General features: G+C 66.0%; 2 protein-coding genes. Both read left to right on the top strand.

Annotation, left to right across the window (positions count from 1 at the left end; genetic code table 11):
• The first annotated feature begins 184 nt into the window (after positions 1-184).
• The gene (gene efeB / locus C0R46_RS20555; protein ID WP_102961544.1) at positions 185-1,489 is read left to right on the top strand and encodes an iron uptake transporter deferrochelatase/peroxidase subunit; all 1,305 of its coding nucleotides are present in this window, start codon (positions 185-187) and stop codon (positions 1,487-1,489) included.
• A 48-nt stretch (positions 1,490-1,537) separates the two neighbouring features.
• A partial coding sequence (gene efeO / locus C0R46_RS20550; protein WP_102961543.1) for an iron uptake system protein EfeO occupies positions 1,538-2,267 on the top strand: 730 nt, incomplete at its 3' end.

Here is a 2,267-nt window from a genome sequence, read left to right as displayed (position 1 = left end):
TCGACGCCAACTTCAAGACCGTCAACGACATCCTGGCCAAGTACCGGAACGCCGACGGCAGCTTCCAGACCTATGACAAGCTGACCCAGGAGGACCGCGTGGCGCTCCAGGGTCCCATCACCACCCTTGCCGAAGACCTCGCCAATCTCACCGGAGCCCTTGGGGTGAGCTGAGAAGAACCACCATGACCCGACCCGCGAAGCCTCTCGATCCGAACGCCCCCGCCTCACCCTCGCGCCGCCGTCTCCTCGGCGGCATCGGCCTCATGGGCGGCGCCGCAGCGGCCTCGATGGCCGGCGCCCTGTCCGCCCGCGCGGACGCCGACCGTGCCGAGCCGCCGCTGCCCGATACGACCGACAGTCGGCTCGGCGCCTATCCCTTTCATGGCGAGCACCAGGCTGGCGTCACGACGCGCCGGCACGCATCGCTGCTGCTCGTCGCCTTCAATATCCTGGCCACCAACCCGGCAGACCTGCAGCGCCTGTTCGAGACGCTGACGGAGCGGATCGCCTTCCTGACCGCCGGTGGGCCGATCCCCGCGCGGGACGCCGGCTTCCCGCCAGAGGATTCCGGCATCCTCGGGCCGGTGGTCACGCCCGACAATCTCACCGTGACGGTTGCGCTCGGCTCATCGGTCTTTGCCGAGAACCGCTACGGGCTGGAGAGGCTGAAGCCGCGCCAGCTCCGGCCGATGGATCGATTCCCGAACGACGCCATCGACGCTAAGATCAGCCATGGCGACCTGCTTCTGCAGTTTTGCGCCAACACCGCCGAGACCAACATCCACGCGCTGCGCGATATCGTGCGCAAGCTGCCGGGCCTCCTGATGGTGCGCTGGCAGCAGAACGGCTTCGTCATCCCGGATGCCCCGACCGACGGCCATCAGCGCACCGAACGCAACCTCTTCGGCTTCAAGGACGGCACGGCCAATCCGAACTCTTCGGACGCGGCGGCGATGAACCGCATTGTCTGGGTGCAGCCGAATTCAGGCGAGCCGGATTGGGCAGCTGGCGGCAGCTACCAGGTGGTGCGCGTCATCCGCCATTTCGTGGAGCGCTGGGACCGCACCTCGCTGCGCGAGCAGGAGCGCGTCTTCGGCCGCGACAAGGAAAAGGGGGCGCCGCTCGGCCAGAAGAACGAGTTCGACCTGCCGGACTATGCGGCGGATCCGGATGGCAAGGTGATCCCGCACGAATCGCACATGCGGCTCGCCAATCCGCGCCGCCCCGAGACCGAGAAGAACCTGATCCTGCGCCGGCCCTACAATTACTCGCGCGGTATCACCGAGTCCGGGCAGATGGACATGGGGCTCCTGTTCATCGCCTTCCAAGCGAGCCTCGACGACGGCTTCGTCGCCGTCCAGAACCGCCTGAACGGCGAGCCGCTGGAGGAGTACATCAAGCCCATCGGCGGCGGGTACTACTTTGTCCTGCCGGGCTCGCGCGGCCCACACGAGCCCCTCGGCGCCGGCCTCTTCCGCGGCGCCTGATCGTCATGCAGCCCCGACATCAACCCAGCACTTAAGAGGGAAACGTCCATGATCCTCCGCCGCCTTCTCCTTGCCGGCACGTTCCTGCTGCCGGCCACAGCGCTTCAGGCTGCGCCCGAGCCGGTGTCGCCGATGGAACTCGTCGAGCCGCTGACGAACTACAAGATGTACATCCTGGAGGAGACCCAGAAGCTGGTGAAGGACGCCGCCGCCTTTGCGGACGCGGCCAAGGCCGGCGATCTGGACAAGGCGAAGTCGCTCTATGCGCCGAGCCGCGTCTCCTATGAACGGATCGAGCCTGTCGCCGAGCTCTTCAGCGATCTCGACGCCTCCATCGACTCACGCGCCGACGACCACGAGAAGGCCGAGGAGAGCGAGGACTTCACCGGCTTCCATCGCCTCGAATACCTGCTCTTCGCCAAGAACACGACCGAAGGCGCCGCACCCTTCGCCGACAAGCTCAAGGCCGATACCGTCGACCTCGAGGCGCGCATCAAGGGTCTCACCATTCCGCCGAAGGCGATGATCGGCGGCGCCGCCGTTCTCATCGAGGAGGTCGCGGCCAGCAAGATCAGCGGCGAGGAAGACCGCTACAGCCATACCGACCTCTGGGACTTCCAGGCCAATATCGAAGGGGCCCAGAAGATCGTCGAGCTGCTGCGTCCGCTCACCGAGCGCTCCGACAAAACCCTGTCAGAAAAGATCGACGCCAACTTCAAGACCGTCAACGACATCCTGGCCAAGTACCGGAACGCCGACGGCAGCTTCCAGACCTATG

Origin of the sequence: Mangrovicella endophytica (assembly GCF_002893625.1) — a bacterium.
GTDB lineage: Bacteria > Pseudomonadota > Alphaproteobacteria > Rhizobiales > Rhizobiaceae > Mangrovicella > Mangrovicella endophytica.
This window is presented reverse-complemented; position numbering and strand designations above follow the sequence as displayed.

Coding starts and splice junctions, on each gene's coding strand:
- efeB (WP_102961544.1), top strand. CDS start 185: ATGACCCGACCCGCGAAGCCTCTCGATCCGAACGCCCCCGCCTCACCC.